The organism is Streptomyces sp. NPDC045899 (assembly GCF_056431485.1).
Window position 1 is genome coordinate 306,391 of sequence record NZ_JBWKKP010000008.1, and the last position, 17,831, is coordinate 324,221.

General features: G+C 72.9%; 9 protein-coding genes. 5 read left to right on the forward strand and 4 right to left on the reverse strand.

Annotated features, from left to right (window positions below):
* Positions 1 to 98 precede the first annotated feature (98 nt).
* Complete coding sequence (gene lhgO / locus AC07FT_RS15250) at positions 99 to 1,313, reverse strand: L-2-hydroxyglutarate oxidase (RefSeq protein ID WP_479176615.1); 1,215 nt, start codon at positions 1,311 to 1,313, stop codon at positions 99 to 101.
* Positions 1,314 to 1,425: 112 nt separating this feature from the next.
* Complete coding sequence (locus tag AC07FT_RS15255) at positions 1,426 to 2,877, reverse strand: MFS transporter (RefSeq protein ID WP_479176616.1); 1,452 nt, start codon at positions 2,875 to 2,877, stop codon at positions 1,426 to 1,428.
* A gap of 1,081 nt (positions 2,878 to 3,958) precedes the next feature.
* Between AC07FT_RS15255 and AC07FT_RS15260 the strand changes: the two genes are divergently transcribed.
* Complete coding sequence (locus tag AC07FT_RS15260; RefSeq protein WP_479176617.1) at positions 3,959 to 6,043, forward strand: asparagine synthase-related protein; 2,085 nt, start codon at positions 3,959 to 3,961, stop codon at positions 6,041 to 6,043.
* A 388-nt stretch (positions 6,044 to 6,431) separates the two neighbouring features.
* Positions 6,432 to 10,076: an AfsR/SARP family transcriptional regulator gene (locus tag AC07FT_RS15265; protein ID WP_479176630.1), complete on the forward strand. Its 3,645-nt coding sequence runs from the start codon at positions 6,432 to 6,434 to the stop codon at positions 10,074 to 10,076.
* A gap of 459 nt (positions 10,077 to 10,535) precedes the next feature.
* Here AC07FT_RS15265 and AC07FT_RS15270 read toward each other — a convergent pair whose 3' ends face one another.
* Positions 10,536 to 11,270 (reverse strand): TetR/AcrR family transcriptional regulator, encoded by a 735-nt coding sequence (locus AC07FT_RS15270; protein ID WP_471192585.1) that lies wholly within the window; start codon positions 11,268 to 11,270, stop codon positions 10,536 to 10,538.
* A gap of 321 nt (positions 11,271 to 11,591) precedes the next feature.
* Here AC07FT_RS15270 and AC07FT_RS15275 point away from each other — a divergent pair, with 321 nt between their 5' ends.
* Together AC07FT_RS15275 and AC07FT_RS15280 are read left to right on the forward strand one after the other, a co-directional pair.
* Positions 11,592 to 12,947, forward strand: coding sequence for an NAD(P)/FAD-dependent oxidoreductase (locus AC07FT_RS15275; protein WP_479176618.1), 1,356 nt, complete (start codon positions 11,592 to 11,594; stop codon positions 12,945 to 12,947).
* A 234-nt stretch (positions 12,948 to 13,181) separates the two neighbouring features.
* Positions 13,182 to 15,053, forward strand: coding sequence for an ATP-binding SpoIIE family protein phosphatase (locus AC07FT_RS15280; protein WP_479176619.1), 1,872 nt, complete (start codon positions 13,182 to 13,184; stop codon positions 15,051 to 15,053).
* Positions 15,054 to 15,155: 102 nt separating this feature from the next.
* On the opposite strand, the gene AC07FT_RS15285 is transcribed toward AC07FT_RS15280, so the two are convergent.
* Positions 15,156 to 16,502 (reverse strand): MFS transporter, encoded by a 1,347-nt coding sequence (locus tag AC07FT_RS15285; protein ID WP_479176620.1) that lies wholly within the window; start codon positions 16,500 to 16,502, stop codon positions 15,156 to 15,158.
* Between the two features lie 168 nt (positions 16,503 to 16,670).
* Between AC07FT_RS15285 and AC07FT_RS15290 the strand changes: the two genes are divergently transcribed.
* Complete coding sequence (locus AC07FT_RS15290) at positions 16,671 to 17,222, forward strand: MarR family winged helix-turn-helix transcriptional regulator (protein WP_479176621.1); 552 nt, start codon at positions 16,671 to 16,673, stop codon at positions 17,220 to 17,222.
* Positions 17,223 to 17,831 lie beyond the last annotated feature (609 nt).

Consider the following 17,831-nt stretch of genomic DNA (forward strand, 5'->3'; position numbering starts at 1 on the left):
GGGTGGTCGCTCAAAACACACCCAATCGCCCCCCCCCCCCCCCCCCCCCCCCCTCCCCCCCCCCCCCCCCCCGGCCCCCCCCCCGGCCCGGGCTCCGGTCACCCCACCCGGAGGGTGTCCAGCACTCGGCGGGCCACCTCGCGGCCGATCGGCAGTGAGGCCGTGGCCGCCGGGGACGGGGCGTTCAGCACATGGACGACGCGGGGTGACTCCGAGATCAGGAAGTCGTCCACCAGCGTGCCGTCGCGCAGCACCGCCTGGGCGCGCACCCCCGCCGGGGCCGCCGTCAGATCGTCGGCGGTCACCTCGGGCAGCAGTCGGCGGACGGCGTCGGTGAAGGCACGCTTGGACAGGGAGCGGTGCAGCTCGCCCGCCCCGTACCGCCAGTGGCGGCGGGCCATCCGCCAGGACCCCGGGAACGCCAGCGTGCCCGCCAGCTCCGCCGGGCGCACCGTGTGCCAGGCGTAGCCCTCGCGGGCCAGCGCGGGCACCGCGTTGGGCCCGATGTGGACCCCGCCGTCGATCCCCCGGGTGAGGTGGACGCCGAGGAAGGGGAACGCCGGGTCCGGCACGGGGTACACCAGACCGTTGACCAGGGCGGCGCGGTCGGGCACCAGCTCGTAGTACTCGCCGCGGAAGGGCACAATCCGCATTCCCGGGTCATCGCCGGCCAGCCGGGCGATCCGGTCGCACTGCAGCCCTGCGCAGTTGACCAGGGCGCGGGCGCGCAGCACCGTGCCGTCCGCCGTGCGGACCGCGACCGCGGAGGGGCGCCGCCCGATGGTGCGCACCTCCGCGCCGTACCGCACCGAGGCGCCCGCGTCCCGCGCGAGGCGGGCCAGCCGGGCCGCGACCGCGCCGAAGTCGCACACGCCCGTGGTGCCCACGTGGATGGCCGCCAGGCCGCGCACCCGCGGTTCGTACTCCGCGATCTGGGCGGGGCCCAGCTCGCGCACCGGGATGCCGTTCTCCCGGCCGCGCTGGATCAGGCCGTGCAGCCGGGGCAGCTCGGACCGCTCGGTGGCGACGATCAGCTTGCCGGTCACCTCATGGGCGATGCCGTGCTCGGCGCAGAACTTCACCATCTCCGCGGCGCCGCGCACCGCGAACCGTGCCTTCAGCGATCCCGGGCGGTAGTAGATCCCGCTGTGGATCACGCCGCTGTTCCGCCCGGTCTGGTGGCGGGCCGGACCGGCCTCCTTCTCCAGCACGGTCACCCGGGTGCCGGGCGCTGCGCGCGTGAGCGCGTACGCCGTCGACAGGCCGACGATGCCGCCCCCGATCACCAGTACGTCGCAGTCCAACGTCGTCACGTCATGCACCTCCCCACACGCCGCACCGTCCAGTCTCCCGACCGTCGATCCCTATCATGACCTGCGCCACTGACATGGGCCCGGAAACCCGGGGAGGGCCTCGGACACCGGCTCACGCCGGTTCCACCAGCAGCGGCCGGGCCTGCTCGCGCAGCTCGGCGACGCGTGGTTCGTCCCGGTATGCCTCGAGGCGGTTCATCAGGTCGCGCACGTACTCCGTGGTGCGGACGGAGGAGATCCGGTTGGCGACCTCCACGGCGCGGGCCCCCGCGGCACACGCCGCGTCCAGGTTGCCGGACTCCAGTTCGGCCACGGCGGAGACGACCAGCCGCAGCCCGTGGGAGCGTACGAACTCCTCCGTCGGCCGGGCGAGCGCCTGCTCCGTGAAGCGCCGCACCTGGCGCGGCAGCCGCAGGTCGCGGTAGCACTCGGCCGCGTCGGCGGCGAACCGCTCCTGGCTGTAGAAGTCGAGCCAGGAGGGGTCGGGGTCGCCCGCCCGCGCACGGTCCAGCCAGCCCTCTGCGGACTTCAGCGCCGCCCCGCACGCGGGGCCGTCACCGGACTTGGCCTGGGCGCGGGCCTCCACGAGGCGGAAGAAACTCATGGTGCGGGCGGTGGCCAGCCCGCGGTTGCGCTCCAGAGCGGCCTGGGCGAGGTCCACACCCTCGTCGGCGAAGCCCCGGTAGGTGGCCTGGAGGCTCATGGACGCCAGGACGTAGCCGCCCAGGGGGACGTCGGCGGCGGCGCGCGCCAGGCGCAGCGCCTGGATGTAGTAGCGCTGCGCTGCCTCCTGCTGGCCGGTGTCGAAGGCCATCCACCCCGCGAGCCTGGTCAGTTCGGCGGTGGCGCCGAAGAGCGAGCGGCCGACCTCGTCGCTGTAGGAGCCGAGCAGCAGCGGTGCCGCGTCCACCCGCAGGCACTCGGGGACCATGGAGGAACGCCAGTCGCCGCCGCCGTACTTGGAGTCCCAGCGGCGCGCGTCCTCGGCGGCCTCGCGCAGTTTGGTGACATCACTGTGGCCCACGCGCTGCGGCAGGGTCTCGGGGCTTCCGCCGCCGGTGGCCCCGGCCGTGGTCTCGGCGTCCTCGGGTTCCCGTGCCACCGAGCTGTCGGCGGGAGATATGAGCCAGCGGGACGCGGGGGTGGCGTAGGCGCTGACGGCGAACGAACCGGCCAGACTCTGCCAGATACCGACGCCTCCGCGCCGACCCGCGAGATCCAGCCGGTACAACTCGGTCGCGGAGCGCACGGCCTGGCCGATGTCGCGCGGGAAGGCGAGGCCGACTTCGGGTGCCGGGTCGGCGTCGGCCAGTCCGATCTCGTGCAGCGGGACGGGGCGGCCGAGTTTGCTGCCGATCGCGGCAGCAATCAGGTGGGGCGCCGCGCCCTGGGGAACCATCCCCTTGGACACCCAGCGCGCCACGGACGTCTTGTCGTAGCGAAGCGTCAGGCCACGCTGGGCGCCGAGGTCGTTGACTCTGCGCGCGAGCCCGGCATTGCTGATCCCAGCGAGGGCGAGAACGGTGCCGAGCTTCTCGTTCGGCCCGCGTGGCTCCCTGGACATGCGCACCCCTCGACAGCACCGACGGCCGCCCCGGCATAAGCACGGGGCATTCGTAAACCCAGCGTAGTTCGCCGCATCCCGACCGTTAAGAGGTGGTGTACCGGATGGCGAGATTCTTGTACGAACGGACGTGCGGGGCGGTACGCGTGCTCCGGCTGTGTGTGGCCGTGCGCCCGTGTGTGCGCTCTGTCTCGGTCACGGCCAGGACGTTTCGATGGGTCTTGCGTGGGTCGGCCCGCTGTACTGGATCCAGTGGGCTGGGGGACGCCGCCGCCTCATTCCCCGCGGGTGGCGGAACGGTCCGGGAGGCGAACCGTGCCTCCCGGACTGTCGTGTTGACCGACGGCGAGGCGGGCGGGCGGAGGGTGGGCGACAAAGGGCCGGGTCAGTACGGGTTATCCGCAAGGGCGTTCAGAGAGCCATCACAACTTTGGCTGAATAGCGTCCATCGGCAACTGCTGGTGCTCACCAGGATCACCGGTTCACCGGGCGCCCACGAGATCCACCGGGTTCACCGGTTCCTCGGGGTCACCGCCACCCGCCCTGATCCGTCAGCGCGCGCCAACACCCGTCACCGTCAGCGTCATCCGCCACGACAGGGGACTCCCGTGTCGGGCCACGGAGGGGGAGGCCCGACGCGGGGGCGGCCCCCTCCATGCGTTCCCGCATACCGGAAGTGACCTTCCGAGCACGGCAGTTGGCGGTCTCCGGTGCGCATACCGGCTCCGGGGGCGTGTCGCCGCCGTACCGGAGCGCGGTGCTCGCCTCCGCGTGCCCTCGCACACTCGTCGGCGCCCTTGCGCTCTTGTACGCCTCAACCGTGGCAGCATGGGCCACGGCGGAACGGTGCGTCGCGACCGGCGGTGTTCCCTCCTGGGGTCCTTCGGGACGCCGGGGGAGCCCGACGCGGGAAGCACACGACGTGTGATCAACTCTGGCGATTCCTGCGGTCATCCATGGTCACTGGACATCCAGGCGGTCCACGTAGTTGTCCGGTTCGATGCCGAAACCGTCAACATGCTGTGCATGATGGCACCTACTTCTTGGTTGCCCTGGATGCCCACAGCCTGTGGAGGCGGCGATGCGGTGGTTGGTGGGGTGGAGCAGTACCGCATCCGGCCCGGTCCCCCCGGAAGGCCGTGGGATCCAACCGGTCGGGGCCCAACTGCTGTGGTCCGACCCCGATCCGCTGTGGGCGGTCGGCGACTGGCGCCCCGACGAGGTGCGCGTCGTCCAGGCCGATCCCTTCACCCGGATCGCCGTCTTCGGCTGCTGCGGCGCCTCCGACGAGGAACTGCGGGTGGGCCTGTTCGCCGCCCGCGGCGGCGCCCTGCGCCACCTCACCGCCTGGTCCGGCAGCTACACCGCCGTCGCCCAGGTCGGCCGCCGCGTCACCATCGCCGGTGATCTGGCGGGCGCCCGGCCCGTCTTCCACACCGACTGGGCGGGCGGCACCGCCTACGCCACCGCCGCCCTCCCGCTCGCCGACCTCATCGAGGCGCAGCTCGACGTCAGCCACCTCGGGGCGCTCCTGGCCTGCCCCGACTCCCCGGAAGCCGTCGGCGACAGCACGCCCTACCGAGGCGTCAGACGTGTCCCGCCCGGCCATGCGCTGATCCTCCGCGACGGTGCCCGCGACATCACCGGCTACGAACCCACCGCCTCGCTCGCCGTCGCCGCACCCCAACTCGAGCAGGACAAGGCCGTGGACGGCGTCCGGGACGCCCTCGTGGACGCCGTACGGGCCCGGCTCACCGCACCGCGCCACGCCCCCGAGAGCGGTGGCCTCGACCCCGGCCCCGTGCCCGGTATGGGCCCGGCCGAACGCCGCGCGGCCCGTGGCGCCCCGGCCCCCGGTATCGGCGCCGATCTCTCCGGGGGCAGCGCCTCCGCCACCCTCGCGCTGCTCGCCGCCGGGCTCCCCGGGATGCCCGGCACCCTCCTCGGCCACGGCACCGAGGCGGGCGAACGCCTCCTGGCCGTCACCTTCAACGACCTCGCCACGGCGGGCGGGGCCCGTGTCCGCGAGGCGGAGCTGGAGCGGGCCGGGACCATCGCCGCCAACCCGCGGCTGCACCACGTGGTCGTCGCCGCGGGCGAGGAGGCCCTGCCCTACGCCGCGCTCGACGGGGGCGCGCTCACCGACGAACCCGGCCCCTCCCTCGTCATCGCCGAACGCCACCGGCGCCGGCTCGCCGCGGGCAGCGCCGACCACTTCGTCGGCCATGGTGCCCGCCAGGTGCTCGACGCCCACCCCGCGCGCCTCGCCGACCTGCTGCTCGACCGCCGCAGACGCCATCTGCTGCGTCCGGCGACCGCGCTCGCCAAGGCCGACGGTCCCTCGGCCCACTCCTTCTTCGTACCGTTCACCGTCTACCGCGCGGCGCGCAGGCTGGCCCGTACGTCCTACAGGGACGGCGTCGAGGAGGCGGCCGCCAGCCTGCTGGAGCGTCGCTTCGCCGATGACCAGGCGCCCGGTGGCCCCGGCGCCGTCTCCGCCTCCCTCGCCGCCCTGACCTGGTGCCGCCCCGGCCCCGCGGCCCGTTGGATGACCGGGGAGGCGCTGGCGGAAGTCTCCGTCCGGCTGGTGGCAGCGGCCGTGCGCCCCGTCCTGCTGCGCCGCCCCGGCGAGCGCCGCGCCGACGCCGCCCTCGCCCGCTACGCCGCCGACCACCGGGTCTTCGAGCAGGCGGCGGAGGTCCGCAGCCAGCGCCTGCACGCGCCGTTCCTCGACAACCAGGTGGTGCGGGCCTGCCGCGCACTCCCCGAGGCGCTTCGTGTGCAACCCGGGGCGCGCGCCGCCGTCCTGCGCGCGGTCCTCGCCGGAACCGGTATCCGGGATCTGCCCGCCGGGTGGGGCGCCACCTCCCACGCCGCCCACACCGCCGCCGTGCGGACCGGTATGCGCACCTGGGTCGGCGATCTGCTGACCCTGTTCGACGCCCCGCTGCTGGCCGACGCCGGACTGATCGAGGCCCATGTCGTCCGCAAGGCGCTGCACGCGGCGTCCCAGGGCGAGCGGCTGCCCCTGGACGGTCTGGCCGAGCTCGTCTCGACCGAGGTGTGGCTGCGGCGGCTGGTCGCCCGCCGCGGCACCTGCTGGACGGGCACGGCGGCCCCGCGACAGCGCGCGGTGGCGGGCGGGGTGCCGCGGCCGAGTCTGTGAGACGGGGAGGCGCCGCCTGTGGAACGGGGGCGGGCCTGAGCCGGTGACGCGGCGGCGGCGTTCCGCAGCCTGCCCGCTCCGGGCCGGCTCCCCGCGCCCCTTCCGGCCCGCGCGTAATTGGGGTGCGGGTGGGGGCCGCGGAGTGTTGGGTGGTGGGTTCGGGGACGCGTGGCGCGGGCGCGCGGCGCACCGGCGCGGCGGACGGTCGCGGAGACGGAACCACCGGTCCCATCCGTCCCGCTGCCGGATCCTCCCGCCGGAACTCCCCGCCGGAACGAATCATTCCCTCGACCTGGGCGTCTTCCTGTGGCCCGCACCACAGCGCCACGCCGTTTCCGTCCGCCCCGTCACCCCGCTCCGCGACCGGCAACCTAGGAGAATGGCCCCCGTGCGGTATCTGATCCTCGGCACCAGCGAAGCGCGCGACGCGCAGGGGAACGCCCTGTCCCTCGGCGGCCCCCGGATCCGCGCGCTGCTCGCCGCCCTCGCCCTCCGCGCCGCCCGCTCCGCACCGGTCCCCGTCGACGTCCTCATCGACGAGGTGTGGGCGGAGGAGCCCCCGCACGACGCGCCCGCCGCGCTCCAGGCGCTGGTCGGGCGGTTGCGCCGGGCCATCGGCAAGGACGCCGTGCTCTCCTCGCCCGGCGGCTACCGCCTCGCCACGACCAGCCCGCACGATGACGTCGACCTGCTGCGCTTCGAGCGGCTGACCCAGGACGGCAAGCGGGCCCTGGACGCAGGCGACGCCGGGGCGGCCGCCACCGCCCTCCGCCAGGCGCTCGCCCTGTGGCGCGGCCCGGTCCTCGCGGACCTCCCCGACCGGAACGCCTCCGCCGCCCGCCCCGAGGCCCTGCGGATGACCGCCCTGCGCCGCCGGATCGACGCCGATCTCGCGCTCGGCCGCGCCGTGGATCTGATACCCGAACTGCGGGAGCTGGTCGCGGACCACCCGCTGGACGAGACGCTCCACCTCCGGCTGATCCGGGCACTGCGCGCGGCCGGTCACCACGCCGACGCGCTCACCGCGTACGAGCGGGTGCGGCTGACCCTCGCCGACCGGCTCGGCACGGATCCGGGTGCGGAGCTGAAGGAGCTCCACCGGCAGATGCTGTTCACGGACGGCACGCCCGCCCCCTGGGAACCGGACGCCGTGAGCGGCACCGCGCCCCGGTCGGCGCGTGAACCGCGCGCCGGCGGCCCGGACCGAGCGGCCCGGCCCGCCCCCGCCGCGGCGCCCGCACCCCCGGTCGCCGCCGCCCCGGCACCCCCGCACAGCAATCTCCGCGCCCGCCTCACCAGCTTCGTCGGCCGCCAGAGCGAGATCGGCGCCCTGCGCCGGGACCTCGGCGGCGCACGGCTGGTCACCCTCACCGGCCCGGGCGGATCCGGCAAGACGCGGCTGTCCGAGGAGATCGCCGCGGCGGCGACGGACGGCTACCCGGACGGAGTGTGGGTCGCCGAACTCGCGCCCCTGGACCACCCCGCCGCCGTCCCCGGCGCCGTGCTGAGCGCGGTCGGCCGCCGGGAGACGGCGCTGCTCGCCTCCGGACTGGAGGGCCGGACGAACAGTCCGGACGCCGCGGATCCGACCGGCCGCCTCGTCGAGTACTGCGCCGACCGCACCCTGCTGCTCCTGCTGGACAACTGCGAGCACGTCATCGACACCGCGGCCCTGCTCGCCGAGACCCTGCTCGCGCACTGTCCGGGCGTGACCGTCCTGGCCACCAGCCGTGAACCACTGGGCGTGCCCGGCGAGGCGGTCCGGCCCCTGGAGCCGCTGCCGCCGATCCCCGCCCACCAACTGTTCGTGGAGCGCGCGGGCAGCGTACGCCCCGGATTCGACCCGGTGGACCCGGCCACGGCGGAGGCGGTCGCCGAGATCTGCCGCCGTCTGGACGGTCTGCCGCTGGCGATCGAACTGGCCGCGGCCCGGCTGCGGCTGCTCACCCCACGCCAGATCGCCGACCGGCTCGACGACCGCTTCCGGCTGCTCACCAGCGGCAGCAGGACCGCCCTGCCACGCCAGCAGACCCTCAGAGCCGTCGTCGACTGGTCCTGGGACCTCCTCGACGACCGTGAACGCACCGTGCTGCGCCGGGCCTCGGTCTTCGCGGGCGGATGGAGCCTTGCGGCAGCGGAGGTGGTGTGCGCCGACGCGCCCGCCCCCTCCCACTCCCCTTCACGCCCCGGCGCGGAGATCGCGCCCCATGACGTACTGGAACTGCTCGGGGCGCTGGCCGATAAATCGCTCCTGGTCGTCGACCACCCGGCCTCGCCTCCGGTCGCCGATCCGGCCGTACCGGCGGGCGAGACCCGCTACCGCATGCTGGAGACGATCCACGAGTACACGACGGAACGCGCCGTCGAGGACGAGGCGGAGCGCGCCGACCACGCCGCCGCCCTCGACCGCCACACCGCCTGGTGCAGGGAGTTCGTCCGCACCGCCGAGCCCCGGCTGCGCTCGGCCGAGCAACTTCCCTGGCTGCGCCATGTCGAGACCGACCTCGACAACATCCGGGCCGCTCTCCAGCGTTCTCTGATCACGCGCGACGAGGACAGCCTCTTCGCGATCATCTTCGCGCTGGGCTGGTTCTGGTGGCTGCGCAACTACCGGGACGAGGGCGCCGACTGGACCCGTGCCGCCCTGGCTCTGGAGAGCCCCCCGGACGAGGCCGGGCACCCCGGCGCCGGGAACACCGCGGACGGAGCCCGCGGGGCTGACGGGGCCGCTCCGTACGGCGACCCGGCCCCGATCCCGGCCGGGGTGCCCGAGGGCCGGGACGGCGTCGACCCGGTCGTCACCCGGTACTGGCAGTTCATGGATCTGCGGCTGCTCCACTTCTTCCTGCTCGCCGAGCACGCCGCACCGGATCCGCAGGACGAGACGACACGGCTCGGGGCCGAGCGCATCCGCGACGCCTACAGCGTCCACCCCGGCCCCCGGAGCGCCCGCTTCCCCGCGATGCTCTGGCCGTTCGCCGGATTCCTCATCGACGGGCACGCCGGAGTGCTGCCGCTGATGGACCAGGTGGTGGCCAACTGCCGGGAACACGGAGACGACTGGGCCGTCGGCGTGACGCTCATGTTCCGCACCCATCTGGCCATCGACATGCCCGGCGGCACGGTGAACGCCGTTGACCACTGGGACGAGCTGCGCGAGCTCAGCGCCCGCGTAGGCGACCGCTGGATGCTCGCCCAGGTGGAGGGCGCGTACGGCGAGATCGCCACACTGCGCGGCCGGTTCCCCGAGGCACGGGCCGCCTACGAGGAGGCACAGCGGCTCGCCCGGGAGATCGGCGCCCGCACCGAGGTGCCGTTCCTCTACACCCGGCTGGCCGACGTCGCTCTCCAGGAGGGCGACCTCGACGACGCCGCCGAACTGATCGACCGCTCGGAGGAGGAGGCGGAGCGGTCCGGTGCGCTGGACGTACGCTCCTTCAACCAGTTGCTGCGCGGCCTCATCCGGCTGAGGCGCGGTGAGGTGGCCGCGGCCAGGGCGTACTACGACGAGGCGATGGTCTGGGCCGACCGTGGCACCCCGCCCCCGCAGTTCTGGATCATCGCCCACGGGCTGGGCGGCCGCCTCCTGGCGGAGGAGGGCGATCTGCCCGGCGGACTGCGGGTGCTGCGCGACACCCTGGTGCAGGGTGCCGAGGTGAGCAGCACGGAGGGGCTGATGGCCCAGCAGGCCGAGTCCGCGGCGTATCTCCTGACCGGCTGCGGACAGGAGCGGCTCGCCGCACGGCTGCTGGGGGCGGCCGACGGCTGGCGCGGCAGCCTGCCGCGCTCCCCGCTGATGCTGGAGGCGACCGGCCGGACCGAGACACGGGCCGCCGCGGCACTCGGCCGGACGGCCCTCGGGGAACTGCGAGCGGACGGCACGTCCCTCTCCGCCGAGCAGGTCATCGCCTTGCTCGATGACGCCCTGAGCGCCCTCGGCCACCCGGTGGGGACCAGCTCTCCCGACCCCGCGGAAGCCAGCCCGAACGGCACCCCGGAAGGCGCTCCGGACGGCACCTCGGCCACCGGCTGACCGGCCCTTCGGCCGCCGGCCGGGACACCGCCGGCACGCGGATTCCCGGGCGCGGAAATTTTTCCGCATCACCCAGGCGTACGTTCACCCGGACGGGGAAGACGTGGCGCACGAACCCGAAACCAACGGGCGAACGCGAGACCGTGCGGGCCCCCGACCGCCGGAACCGCGCAGCCCACCGCCGGACGCGATGCCCCCACCGCATCCGGCAGCCCGCCCGTCCACGGCGGGCGGCACCACAACAGGAGACCTCACGCGGGGACCCCCAAGCGCACGACGACCCCGCATTCCGCCGCTCCGTATGACGGCCGGGCACCCTACGCCCGGCCGTCATACGACACGTACAGGAATGGATCCACGCTCGGCGGGGCCACCGCGGTCCGCCGTCCGTGCCACGCCGCCACCCCGGCATCCGGGGCGGTCACCGCGTCACCTCATCCGGCGGGCCGTGGCCTCATGTCATCCGACCGGACGCGACCGCAGTCCGTCCAGCAGGATGTCCAGCAGCCGTGCCGACGCCGCGGCCTGGTGCGCCGCGTCCGGCAGCGAGGGCGCCGCCGTGGCGATGACCAGCAGTACGTCCGCGACCGTCACATCCGGGCGCAGCTCACCCGCGGCCCGCGCCCGCTCCACCAGCTGACCGACGACCTCGAGCAGCGTCGCCGCCCCCGCGTCGTCCGGTCCGTCCTGCGCCGCGGGCGGCTGCTCGACCAGCCGCAGCTCCGGCGGTGCCGGGGAACCCGTGGTGGCTAAGGCGGCCTGCCGCTGCTGCGGCACCCGGATCTCGGTCTCCGCATCGACCCCGACCCGCAGCACCTGCGGCGGCAGCAGCCGGCCCGCGCCGGACGCCACCGAGGTGCGCAGGAACCGGGCCAGCGCGGACCACGGCTCGTTCTCCTGCCCCAGCGCCGAGCGGGCCTGGTCCGTGAGCCGGGCCGTCTCCTCCTCGGCTATCCGGCGCACCAGTACATCCTTGCTGGGGAACCGCCGGTAGACGGTGCCCACCCCGACCCGCGCCCGACGCGCAACGTCCTCCATGGGAGCTCCGTACCCCAGCTCCCCGAAGACCTCGCGTGCCGCGCGTAGAACGTGCTCGAGATTGCGCTGCGCGTCCACGCGCAGCGGAGTGCTCCGGCCCCCATTTCCGTCGGCGGAAGCGACGGCTGCGGACCATGACGAACCCTGAAGGTGCATAAGTGATCCCCCGGTAATGACGTCTCCCCCCGGAGACTCCCCGCCCAGACTGCCGGGGCAGTCACAACCCCGACGAAGTACGAACATAGTTGAGCCTCGGTCAAGAAAGAAGGGGGTAGGTCCGGACAGACCGCCCCCCGGTCGGAGCAGCGAACCGCCATTTCCTGCCACCGCGCCCGCTTCCTGCCGCGCGCCCCCTTGCTGACCTGCGTACCTTTCGTACGCTCAGCCGAATTCCGGCCGTCGCCCGCACCACACCTTCCGGTCACACAATTCGTCGGGGCTGTGGACAAACTGCGGCTGTGCGTGCCTCATGGGAGGGTGAAGGAACCTGCGCGCATTCTCGTTGTCGGCGGTGGCTACGTCGGGATGTACACCGCGCTGCGCCTCCAGCGGAAGCTGAAGCGAGAGCTGAGGCAAGGCGACGTACAGGTCATCGTGGTCGACCCCGAGCCGTATATGACCTATCAGCCGTTCCTCCCCGAAGCGGCGGCCGGGTCCATCTCCCCGCGCCATGTCGTGGTGCCATTGCGGCGCGTCCTCCCCGACTGCAAGGTCGTCATCGGTGAGGCCACCGCGATCCATCACGGCAAACGCACCGCGACCGTCAGAACCCTCGCCACCGAGGAGGAGGGCACCGGCTCGATCGAGATCCACTACGACGAGCTGATCCTGGCCCCCGGATCCGTCTCCCGCACCCTCCCGGTCCCCGGCCTCGCCGAGTTCGGCATCGGCTTCAAGACCGTCGAGGAGGCCATCGGCCTGCGCAACCACGTGCTGGAGCAGCTGGACATCGCGTCCTCGACCCGGGACCCCGACGTCCGCGACGCGGCGCTGACCTTCGTGTTCGTCGGCGGCGGCTACGCGGGCGTCGAGGCGCTCGGCGAGCTGGAGGACATGGCCCGGTTCGCCGTCCGCTACTACCACAACATCGCGCCCGAGGACCTGAAGTGGATCCTCGCGGAGGCCACCGGGCGGATCCTCCCCGAGGTCGGCGAGGAGATGGGCCAGTACGCCGTGCGCGAGCTGCGCAGCCGCAATATCGACGTACGCCTGGAGACCCGGCTGGACGCGTGCGAGAACCGCGTCGCCGTCCTCAGCGACGGCTCGCGCTTCCCCACCCGCACCCTGGTGTGGACCGCGGGCGTCAAACCGCATCCCATCCTCGCCTCCACCGATCTGCCGCGGAACATGCGCGGCCGCCTCAAGTGCACCGCGGCGCTCCAAGTGGACGGTGTGGAGCACGCCTGGGCCGCCGGGGACGCGGCGGCCGTCCCGGACCGCACCGCCGAGGAACCCGGCACCGAATGCGCGCCCAACGCGCAGCACGCCGTCCGCCAGGCCAAGGTGCTCGCCGAGAACGTGATCGCCGCTATGCACGGCCGCCCGCTCCAGGACTACGAGCACAAGTACGTCGGCTCGGTGGCGTCCCTCGGACTCCACAGAGGTGTCGCGCATGTCTACGGACGGAAGCTGAAGGGCTATCCGGCCTGGTTCATGCACCGCGCCTACCACCTCAGCCGGGTGCCGACCTTCAACCGCAAGGCCCGCGTCCTGGCCGAGTGGATCCTGTCGGGGCTGTTCAAACGGGAGATCGTCTCGCTCGGGTCGCTGGAGAACCCGCGCGCCGAGTTCAAACTCGCCGCGGACACCGGCCGTCACCCCGAAGCCAGTTGATCCCCTCGGGCGGATCCGGGAACTCCCCTCCCACGATCGGCGTCTGACGGATGTCAGTCCGGTCGGCCACACTGGACGTGTGACCATGGGTGGGCTCGTATCTGCAAAGAGTGACAATCGCGAGGATTCGGAAGTTTGCTGCATCTCCCCGGGGGCCGTCCCCCGTCACCGCACCCATCTCCCCGATCCCGCGCCGGCGCGCTGCTCAGCCACCACCCCGCGAGGTAATCCGCAGTGAACTTCACGCGCTGGAGCGCCCGGCTCCCCCGAACCCAGCGACGCACCGGGTCGCGCGCCGACCGCGCCGCGCGGCGCCCGCAGCCCGCGCCCACCCCGGGCGCCGGCTCCGTTCCCGCGGCCCGCGGCGAGCGCGCCGACCCCGCCGGATGCGGCGAACCGGCTCCGGCGGCGGTGCCCGCCCCGGAGCCCGACGCCCCCGTCGCCGTTCCCACGCTCGACGGGCTGTCCGTCCATGACGTCCTCGGCCAGGTCCCGGCCCTGGTCGCGGTCGTCTACGGTCCCGACCACCGCATCGCCTACACCAATGACGCCTATGCCGACCTCTTCGGCCGCCGCGCGCCCGGCGCACCCGCCGGTCACGCGCTGCCCGAGCTGACGGAGCTGGGGCTGCTGCCGCTCATGGACCAGGTCCTGCGCAGTGGCAAGCCCCGTACGGTCAAGTCCCGGCGGGTCTCCGCCGCCGAGCCCGGTACGGCGCCGGGCTCCGAGCCGGACACGGGGGCCCCGGGCGGCGGACGCCCCCGCCACGGCTACTACACCTTCACCTGCTCACCGATCGAGATGACGCTCCCGGCCACCGTCCAGCCCGCCGTGGCCATGGCGGCCGACTCCACCGTTTCGACCGAGCCCGGGGTGGCGGCCGAGCCCGGGGTGGCCACGGCCACCGCTCCCGTCCGCGGTGTCCTCGTCTTCGGCGCGGACGTCACCGACCAGGTGGAGGCCGCCGAGCGGCTGCGCGCCAGCGAGCGGCTCCAGCGCGAGGCCGCCGTCACCCTCCAGCGCAGTCTGCTGCCCCAGGAGCTGGAGCAGCCCGACGACCTCAGAATCGCCGCCACCTACCAGCCCGGCGGCACCGAAGCCGCCGTCGGAGGCGACTGGTACGACGTCATCACCCTCGGCGCCGGACGCACCGCGCTCGTCATCGGCGACGTCATGGGCCGCGGAGTACGGGCCGCCGCCGTGATGGGCCAGCTGCGCACCGCCGTCCGGGCCTACGCCCGGCTGGACCTGCCCCCGCACGAAGTGCTGCAACTGCTCGACGGGCTGGCCGCCGAGATCGACGCCAACCAGATCGCCACCTGCGTCTACGCCGTCCACGACCCGAACGAGGGCCGTCTCGTCTACGCCTCCGCGGGCCATCTGCCGATCCTCGTCCGCGACCAGGACGGCACCGTGCGCCGCGCCGCCGAACCGACCGGTCCGCCGCTGGGCACCGGAGGCTGGCTGCACACCTCGGGCTCCGTCCAGTTCGGCCCCGGCGCCAGCGCCGTCCTCTATACGGACGGTCTGGTCGAGCGCCGTGACAAGGACATCTACGACGGGGTCGGCGCCCTCGAGCGGGTCTTCGCGGGGGCCACCGGCTCGCCCCAGGTGATGTGCGACCGCCTGATCAGGGCCCTGGGCATCACCGCCGAGCACGACGACGACGTGGCCGTACTGGTCCTCCAGCACCCCGCCCGCACCGGCCATGACGCGGAGCTCTTCCATAACGCGGCGCTGGAACTGCTCGGCGGAGTGGAAGCCGCGCCCCGCGCCCGCGCCTTCGCCTCGGGCGTCCTGGCCAGCTGGCGCTTCCCCACCGAACTGCGTGACCTGGGCGTGCTGGCCGCCAGTGAACTGGTGGCCAACTCCCTCCAGCACGGCACACCGCCGATGCGGCTGCGGCTGCGCCGCACCAACCGCCGCCTGATCATCGAGGTGACGGACGGCGATGAGCATCTGCCGCGCCGCCGCCGGGCCGAACCGGTGGACGAGGCCGGGCGCGGAATCTCGATCGTCGCCACCATCGCCTCGTCCTGGGGCTGCCGCCGCACACCGGGCGGCGGCAAGGCGGTGTGGTGCGAATTCGCCCTCCCGGCGGATTAGCGCACCGGGCGGGCGAGCGGACCGGCGCATGACATCGCCCTGGCGGGAGCAGTGCTCCTCCCACCAGGGCGATATCCGTGGAGCGGCCGGTGCCCGAGCGCCTCAGACCGCGGCGGTCACCGTCGCGGACTGCTGGCTCTCCGCCTCCACCGGCTGTGTGAGCTCCTTCAGCTCCTTGCGGGGCGCGGGCACCGAGCCACCGGCGAGCGCGCGCAGCGGATTGTCCTGTCCGGCGGTGAGCCGACGGCCCAGCCGCAGCCCCAGCACCGTGACGCCGAGCGAGCAGACGATCAGCGACGCGATGTAGGTGCCGTACAGACCGGCCCCGGCCATCAGCCCGCCGACCGCCGGGCCGATCGCCAGCGCGAGCTGCTTCACCAGCGAGAACGCCGAGTTGTACTGCCCGAGCAGGGATGGCGGCGCCAGATCCGCGACCAGCGGGGCGACCGTGGGCGACAGCATCGACTCACCCAGCCCGAACAGCGCGTACGCCGAGATGATCGCGGCGGTGCCCAGCACCTGGCTCCCCGGCACCAGCCCGGCGGAACCGGCGACCACCCACGCGGCCGTCCACACCAGACCGACCAGCGCGATCACCCGGCTGCGGCGGCGCCGCTCGACCAGTTTGAGCACCACGAACTGCGCCACCACGATGACCGCCGTGTTCGCGGCCAGGGCGACACCCAGCATCGCCGGCGAGACATGGGCGACCTCCACCGCGAACGCCGACAGCCCCGATTCGAACTGCCCGTAGCAGGCGAAGAACATCACGAAGCCCAGCACACAGAGCCGCACCATGGCGCGGTCGCGGAACAGGGCGCGCCAGCCGCCCCTGGCGCCCAGGCTGCCGTCCGTCGGCACCGCGTCCGCGAAGACCGGCGTCTTCGCCAGCCGCACGGTGGCGACCGCCGCGCCCAGCACCAGGAACATCGCCGCGTCGATGGCGAAGAGCCGTACGAAGCTGGACGGCGAGGAGGTGTCCACCAGCAGTCCGCCGAACAGCCCGCCGACCCCGAGGCCCAGGTTGCTGAGGAAGAACTGCATGGCGAACGCCCGCGAGCGGGTGGCCGTGCTCGAGCACCACACGATCAGCGTGGCCAGCGCGGGCTGGATCACCGCCATCCCCGCGCCGAGCACCCCGGCCGCCGCGATGACCAGCGGTTCACTGGACACCAGTCCGAGCCCCATCGATCCGACGGCGGCCGCGACCGCACCCGCGACCGCGACGGACAGCGGCCCCCGCCGGTCGATCACCCGTCCGGTGAAGGGCAGCACGACCAGCGCGGCCACCGCGAACGTGGCGAGCACCAGACCCGCCGTATTCGCGCCGAGGTCCCGCACCTGCGCCACATAGACGAAGAGGAACGGAACAGTGAAGCCGTTGCCGAACGCGCTCAGCGCGTTGCCCAGCTGGATCCGGCGCAGCGCGGCGCCCATCGCGGTGGTCACACTCACCTACCTAGGTCGAAGAGGGCACACAGGTGCCCAGGGATGTCGTTTGAACAGGGATGAAGCCCGGACAGTCGAAGTATGAAGACTTCGAAGCTAAACTTCAACGCTTAAGAGTACACAACGAAGAACTTCAGCGCCAATGAGTTTCGTGTCATACTGCGCGGCATGCCTGAGACCCCCGACCAGGACGACCTGCTGAGCCTCGATGAGCAGATCGCGGCCTACCAGCGCGAATTCAGGGACCTGGACCCCCAGGTCGAGCAGGTGGTCAGCGCACTCAGTCGGCTCACCCGGCGGATGAACGTGGCCTACAGCCGGCAGTCCGCGACCCTCGGCCTCACCAACGCCGAGTGGGAGGTGCTCAAGGCCCTCGTCCTCTCCGGCGCCCCGTACCAGCTCGGCCCCGGCGACCTGGCCAAGCGGCTCGGTCTCACCCCCGCCGCCATGACCCACCGGATCGACCGCATGGTGAACGAAGGACTCGTCACCCGTGAGCGTGATGAGAACAATCGGGTCCGGGTCATCGTCGAGCTCACTGCCGACGGCCGGGAGAAGTGGCTGGAGGCGATGCGCCGCGCCACGGTCTTCGAGGAGGACCTGCTCCAGGACCTCTCCATCGAGGAGCGCGGTGCCCTCGGCGAGATGCTGACGCGGGTACTGCGCCGGGTGGAGGAGGACCAACCCGACGCCGGCGGACGGCTGTCCGACCTCGACTGAGGCATTCGGCCGAGGGCGTGGCCGACGGGAGTTGACACTGCCCAGGCCCATCCGTAATGTTCTCCGAGCTGCCACGGAGCCTTAACGGTTCTCCGGTACGCACTCACGCCGCACCGGCGGCACACCACTACTGCACGGCCCCTCATCGGGATGGATTTCGGCATGCCGGAATTCGGTTCGGAAGCTCGATTATGAGCATCGAGGGAAATCCGCTAAAGTAGTGATCACGCCGGAAGGCGCGAAACCCCGCTCCAACAGGGGGCCGGAAACGGAATTCGGACCGGAAACGGAACGGAAAACGGATCTGGTAAGGTTGGAAACACGAAAGACCGAAGGGAAAAGCCCGGAGGAGCCGGTGAAACGGTTCCAAAGGAAGCGTCCGTTCCTTGAGAACTCAACAGCGTGCCAAAAGTCAACGCCAGATATGTTGATACCCCGTCCGCATCACGGTTGTGATGTGGTCGAGGTTCCTTTGAAGAAACACACACAGCGAGGATGCTGTGGGTCATCGGACTATTCCTCCGGTGGCTCCGGCTCCCGTGCAGTGTCGACCGGGATAGCCCGGAAGCATTCACGGAGAGTTTGATCCTGGCTCAGGACGAACGCTGG